The sequence below is a fragment of the Cyanobacteriota bacterium genome, from assembly GCA_025054735.1.
In the GTDB taxonomy this organism is placed as follows: Bacteria; Cyanobacteriota; Cyanobacteriia; order SKYG9; family SKYG9; genus SKYG9.
Genome location: JANWZG010000224.1, coordinates 1 through 6432 on the forward strand (window position 1 = coordinate 1; position 6432 = coordinate 6432).

The 6432-nt window shown below is 49.5% G+C and carries 6 protein-coding genes; 3 read left to right on the plus strand and 3 right to left on the minus strand.

Going from position 1 to position 6432, the window contains the following annotated elements; translation table 11 throughout:
- The coding region (locus NZ772_11575) for a hypothetical protein (GenBank protein MCS6814185.1) at window positions 1-283 on the minus strand (283 nt) is incomplete at its 3' end.
- A 327-nt stretch (window positions 284-610) separates the two neighbouring features.
- Between NZ772_11575 and NZ772_11580 the strand changes: the two genes are divergently transcribed.
- A complete protein-coding gene (locus tag NZ772_11580) occupies window positions 611-1267 on the plus strand; it encodes a response regulator transcription factor (protein ID MCS6814186.1) in 657 nt (218 codons plus the stop codon).
- Window positions 1268-1355: 88 nt separating this feature from the next.
- A complete protein-coding gene (locus NZ772_11585; GenBank protein MCS6814187.1) occupies window positions 1356-3662 on the plus strand; it encodes an ATP-binding protein in 2307 nt (768 codons plus the stop codon).
- A 63-nt stretch (window positions 3663-3725) separates the two neighbouring features.
- Here the strand turns inward: NZ772_11585 and NZ772_11590 are convergent, their stop codons facing one another.
- Both NZ772_11590 and NZ772_11595 read right to left on the minus strand, forming a co-directional pair.
- Entirely contained in the window at window positions 3726-4610 is an 885-nt protein-coding gene (locus NZ772_11590; GenBank protein ID MCS6814188.1) for a Dam family site-specific DNA-(adenine-N6)-methyltransferase, read from the minus strand.
- The gene (locus NZ772_11595) at window positions 4607-5953 is read right to left on the minus strand and encodes an N-acetylmuramoyl-L-alanine amidase (GenBank protein MCS6814189.1); all 1347 of its coding nucleotides are present in this window, start codon (window positions 5951-5953) and stop codon (window positions 4607-4609) included. Before NZ772_11595 ends, NZ772_11590 begins: the two co-directional genes overlap by 4 nt.
- Window positions 5954-6092: 139 nt before the next feature.
- On the opposite strand from NZ772_11595, the gene NZ772_11600 reads away from it, so the two are divergent.
- Window positions 6093-6432, plus strand: a 340-nt coding sequence (locus tag NZ772_11600) for a CbiX/SirB N-terminal domain-containing protein (GenBank protein MCS6814190.1), incomplete at its 3' end; no start/stop codon positions are given.

Genomic DNA, 6432 nt, shown 5'->3' on the forward strand with positions numbered 1-6432 from the left:
AGGCTGAACCCACGGTTTCCCAGAGGGGAGCACCAAACCCTTGAGTTAACAACAAATCCCCTAGCACAATACCAGGTAAAGCCATGTGATTTGTTAGAAAACCACTGGCAAAGGCTACCCCAGCCGGTAGCCACAGGGGCAAAGCATCCCCACGATCAAGGCTGAGTAGCGCATAGGACAGAGTTGCAGCCTCTAGGTAGGCCATCACAGCAATAGCAGTCGTGACCAGAAACCGCCATGACCATAGTCGCTGAGCTATCAACTGCCAGACTGACAAAACCACATTTATCAAGCGATGCTTAAAAACTAACTGTTCATATTTACTCTCGTACCCTAGCAAGTTTACTAATGTATCGAATCATCCAGTTGGGTGACTGCAAGCACGATTTATGGTTGGGTACGATCGAATACGCTAACGAACTAGCCCCCAGATAAACAAATTAGCCTTTACATGATGAGTGATAGGCGACCCAATGTACCGCGAGATGTCATTAAACTTCTCAATAGGGAGAGCTACTCCAGTTGTTTTCAGCTAATTGAAGCACCATGGCTTGCCACTAAAGCCATGTATCCACGACCAACCAGCAAGCCTCTTAACAGTTAATGCCCTATGCCGCTATCTAACCTTGATTCACCTAATCTCAAAGTCCTAATCGTTGAAGACGATTCCATGATGCAATTAGGGCTAGAGCAGGTGTTGTCTGATTATCCTCAAATCTCGATCGTAGGATACGCCGAAGATGGGTATCGCGCTGTGCAGATGGTGCAGCAACTGAGGCCAGACCTAGTAGTAATGGATATTGGGTTGCCACGCTTAGACGGCATTGCTGCAACCGAACAAATTAAGCAAGCGTTCCCAACAACAACTGTGGTCATCCTTACCTCTCACACTGCGGAGACCGAGATCTTAGCGGCGCTCTCTGTCGGTGCTGATGCCTACTGTGTCAAGGGCACAAACGTTGAGCACCTGCTAGCTGCGATCGAAGCAGCCCAGTTGGGCGCACTCTATCTTGACCCACAAATTGCTCGAGTTGTGGTTAATAATCTTAAACCACCCGCCCGTGACACAAACGTTGCTAACCTGTCGCAACGGGAAATGGAAATTCTTAGATTAATAGTCGATGGACTCAGCAACACAGAGATTGCCAACAAACTTCACCTTAGCCCTAATACCATCAAGACCCATGTCAAGGGGATTATGAACAAGCTGGCAGTAGACGATCGCGTGCAAGCAGCCGTGATAGCCTTACGATCTGGCTTGGTATGAATGCTAATCCCCGCTAGATGCAAGGATGGAATCATGTCAGAATAAATAAATGTAAATCATTCTTAAGTTGTTGGTTTTACGGACACCATTGCTAGCTGTTCTTAAACTCCTACGAGACACGATTATCAATTGGTGGGCGAAGTTCACCCTCCAGACTAAGCTCATGGCGGTTGCTACCCTTGTGGTGTCACTGTTGATGAGCGGGCTAACATTTTGGGCAGTGAACACAATCCAGCAGGATGCCCGTCTCAACGATACTCGCTTTGGACGGGATCTAGGGTTGTTGCTAGCAGCCAACGTAGCCCCTCTGGTCGGCGAAAACAACCGCACAGAACTGGCGCGATTTTCCCATCGGTTTTACAGCAGCACCTCTAGCATTCGTTACATGCTCTATGCTGATGCCGATGGCGAGATTTTCTTTGGCATTCCCTTCTCTGAGTCTGAGGTAAAAACTTCCCTAACGTTACGCCGTCGCATTCAATTGCCAGAGAATTATGCCGAAAATAGTGAACTGCCCATGGTGCGCCAGCACCGAACGCCCGATGGAGAAGTTACCGATGTATTTGTGCCCCTGATTCAAGATGGCAAGTACTTAGGTGTATTAGCGATCGGCATTAACCCCAATCCCACCGTTGTCACATCATCTGGACTAACCCGTGACGTTACCATTGCCGTATTTGTCTCCATTTGGGTGATGGTTGTCTTAGGAGCTGTATTCAATGCCCTCACCATCACCAAGCCCATTAAGGAACTATTGATGGGAGTAAAAAACATTGCAGCGGGCAACTTTAAGCAGCGAATAGATTTACCCCTCGGTGGCGAACTAGGCGAGTTAATCCTTAGCTTTAACGACATGGCAGAGCGTCTAGAGCGCTACGAAGAACAGAATATTGAAGAACTGACGGCTGAAAAGGCCAAGCTAGACACCCTTGTATCTACGATTGCTGACGGTGCTGTGTTGCTTGATCCCAATCTGCGGATTGTGTTGGTGAACCCAATTGCTCGCCGAATTTTCGGCTGGGAAAACAAGCCCCTCATTGGGGACAATATCCTCTACAATCTGCCTGGTTCGGTAGCAGTTGCTCTTACGCGCCCGCTGTATCAGCTTACCCGTGGCGAAGTTCCAACGCTAACATTAGCAACAAACTCTACGGATGAGCATTCATCGACCCCTGTAGACTCAAAGCCTGCCCACTATGCTGACTCTGATTCCCACCTTCCCGTTGAATTAGCAGACGCTAGTGCCCATGGGGATGAGCAGACAGCCCTTGATCGCAGCCATGTTGACCTAAAGCATCTGGATGCTGTGCACCATACCCGTGACCATACCCACGACGATCGGGAAGGTTTGGAGTATCGCCTAACCCTGAGCGAACCCATTAATCGCACGGTGCGCATTTTGTTGACAACCGTGTATGACTCTGCCCGAGAAAATCTAAAGGGCATTGCCATGACTATTCAGGATATCACTCGTGAAGCTGAGCTAAACGAGGCCAAGAGCCAATTCATTAGTAACGTATCCCACGAACTGCGCACACCGCTGTTCAATATCAAGTCATTTATTGAAACCCTGCATGAGTTTGGGGATGAACTCAGCGAGGCTGAGCGACGGGAATTTTTGGAAACAGCTAACCATGAGACCGATCGCCTCACCCGCCTAGTCAACGATGTATTAGACCTATCCAAGCTGGAATCTAACAAGCGCTACCACTTCAATGGTGTGGATTTGGCTCAGATTATTGAGCAAACCCTACGTACCTATCAGTTGAATGCTAAGGACAAAGGTATTAACCTTATTCATGCCGTTGATCCCCAACTGCCCCTTGTGCTGGGCAACTATGATTTACTTCTGCAAGTCTTTACAAACTTAGTGGGGAATGCATTGAAATTTACTGAGCCTGGCGGCACAGTCCTGGTGAGGGCCTATTTGTTGGATGCCACTACCTCTCTCTATCAAAAGCCCACTCTCCTGGGACAGGTAGAAACTGGCAACACGTTAAATTCTCCCTGTGTGCCAATAACGCCACCCCAAGACCAGTGGTTACCAGCAGCCTCCGATCGCGACACGCTATCCCATCAGAACTGGGTTACTAGGGTAGAAGTCTCTGATACTGGCATTGGAATTGACAGCGAAGATCAAGAAGCTATCTTTGATCGCTTCTTCCGAGTCGAAAATCGAGTACATACGTTAGAAGGGACTGGTCTAGGACTGTCGATCGTTCGCAATATCGTAGAAAAACACCAGAGCCGAGTTCACCTGGTTAGTGCTGTTGGTGTAGGTACTACCTTCTGGTTTGATCTGCCGCTGTACAAGCCAGAGCCTCTGCCCGACAACCCCAACTTACCGGTCGATGACAGTGCCCCTGCTCACGACCCTCAAGTAATTACTCCGTAAGACCTAGGCTACTGACAAGCACTATTTCATGTCTAAAGACTGTCCCCTGTTCCCTCTTCCTTACTACGTCAGTTGCTCCGACCGCAAGGGTGCCCCGTATCCCGGTTTGATCACCAGTGCTTCGGTCATAGAGTGACGCAGTAACTCATGGGCACCAACATGGTAGAAATGGGAATACAAGCGAATATCCATATCCTGCCAACAATCGTGGATATGAGCATTACGCCGATATTGGTTTTCTAGCCACATGGATAGGGCATAGCCACCAGCCAGTGATCGGGTTTGGGCTGCCAGTCGGACAGCATCCATCGAAGTCCATGTATTGTAATAGTCTGTATGCCGTCCAATGTACGGTGGATCCAGGTAAACAAAGTCAGTTGCTTGCACATCGGCAAAAATTTCGTCCCAGCTTGCCACTCGCAACTCCCAGTCGCTACCTTGCATCTGTTGCTGAACCCAGGCCACTTGGTTACAGATTTTGGTGATGTACGCTGGGGTAAACCGATGAGGCTTGCGACAAAAGGGAACATTGAACTGGCCTTGACGGTTAAACCGCATAACCCCATTGAAACAAGCTCGGTTTAGAAATAGGAAATCTAAGGACGACCCATGCTGGTTAAAGCGATCGCGCACTCGATAGTAATGCTGGGCACCGTCAGCAGCTAACTGGCTGCCCTCATAGGTGAGAAAATGGCGTACCCGGTCGGCTGTAATTTCCCCCTGTTGGATAGCTTGGTAGAAACGGATAATGTGATGATTGGTATCAGATAAGAGCGCTCGCTGAGGTGCAAGGTTAAACGCCACCACACCAGACCCCAAAAATGGCTCTACCCAACGGCTAGCACCTGTTTTCTGCCACTGAAGATTCTCTCGAATGAAGGCCACAAGTTTGGTTTTAATCCCCTGGCACTTGATGGGAGGAACCCGTACCCGATCACTTCCCTTCACAATAGCCCTGCTGACTCATATAACCGCCGCAAGACGGCCATGATCTTGGTGCCATATTGCAAATCGGCTGACCAGCGACCACTAAGTTGATCTAACAATGGCGCGATCGCCCGTGTCACAAATCGAAAGCGCGGATCCACTAGCTCTTGTACTAATGGTTCATTGCTAGCGTATGCCTTCAAGTGCTGAATCTGTGCCCGTACCCCTAGACGAGCGCTAGGAAACACGGCCAATTCGTTACCACCCGCCGCAGCTCCCAAGCTGGCAAAATTATTTTGGCTGGGTCTCAGGTTATTGGTGCCAAACCGCAGGAAGTTGGTTTCTACGCACATTTGACAGAAGGCAATGTCATAGTTAACGCCTTCGATCGTTGCTTCTTCGCGATAGAGGCGCGGAATGTCGGGAAACTGGCTGAGGGCAGCTTCATTATTGGTTTTCAGGAACATCATCAACTGCACTTCAGAGGTATTGCCATGACTCATGATGCGATCAATTAGTCCAGGACATATCCGCAAAATTGAGCGCAGAATCACCGTGCGGGTAGCACTGTCCCAACCAACTGAGACATTATAGTCTCGCAGTTCGATCGCCTTCAAATACACCACACCCAAGTAGCTAATCCGGCGAATGTTGGGGGCCTTGCTGAGGTCAATCCCTAAGCGATCGGCTAAATCGATAGGAATGTAGGCATTGCCATTCACATTAATGCCTTGTTCACCGTACAGTTGTCCGTTAATGCTGATGTTAATCGAAGGTACTGTTGTGCCCAAGGGTGTTCCAGCGATGGCCCGACTCCAGGCCACTAGTCCGTCAGCAACGCCTAGTGCTATGTCCCGCCGTCGATTCTGCACTAGGAACCGATCGTCAGGATTTGTCAAAAAGCCAAGCTCAATCACCATGGATGCCTGAATAATTTGGCGACAAAAGCGTAAGCTGCCTGTAGCTGTTGCAGTGTCAGGCTTCACACCTCGACTGGGCAGTTGGGGCACCCGCCGCAATAGAGACAGTAAAATGACTTCTGCCTGGGCTTTACGTTCGCTGTTGTTGGCGATGTAAAACACGCTGGCTCCTCGCACTGAGGGATCACTAAAGGCTTCCATGCTGATTTCTACGGCCACATCCCTAGGCTGAATGCGAGCGTTGATCCACTGAATTGTTTGCTGAGCACTTAAATCATCAGGTACAGCTAGGGTTTCAATATTGCGCGATCGCAGCTCCGCCACGATCAAATCACGGGTTAAGATCATCTCCCGTGCTTCCGTAGTGCCACCTGCTATTGCACCCACGTCTTGGATGCCATTTTCCAGGCCACCATGTTCGGCTGAAATAAAAATTCGTCCCATGAGTCATTCCTGAAGAGTTTGCAAGCGTTGTGCATCAGTCGCCTAACGTTATGATGACCTTATACACCATGTCTAGCGCTTTGAACGCATAAAGACATCAGTGTCAACTATTAGCTAAGCCTACCCTAACTGTAACTAGATGCTACCCAGCGACCATGCCACCGATGCGATCGTGCTACTAGCCCATGGTAGTCGAGATCCTCGTCCTCAACTTGCCTTGACTACCCTAGCAGAGCAGGTCCAACAGCGGCTTGCCCATAGCATGGGTGTCGCTCTCCAGGAAATACTGGTATCGGTTGCCTGGTTAGAGTTGGCACCTAAGCCGCTCCATCAACAACTGGTTGACCTTGCTCAGCAGGCATCTAGGGCAGGCCGATCGCGGCTACATATTCTACCCCTCTTCCTGTTGCCAGGAGTGCATGTGATGGAGGATATTCCCGCAGAAGTAACCCTAGCATCCCAACTATTGGCTGCGCAGT

Coding starts and splice junctions, on each gene's coding strand:
- NZ772_11595 (MCS6814189.1), bottom strand. CDS start 5,953: ATGGGACGAATTTTTATTTCAGCCGAACATGGTGGCCTGGAAAATGGC.
- NZ772_11580 (MCS6814186.1), top strand. CDS start 611: ATGCCGCTATCTAACCTTGATTCACCTAATCTCAAAGTCCTAATCGTT.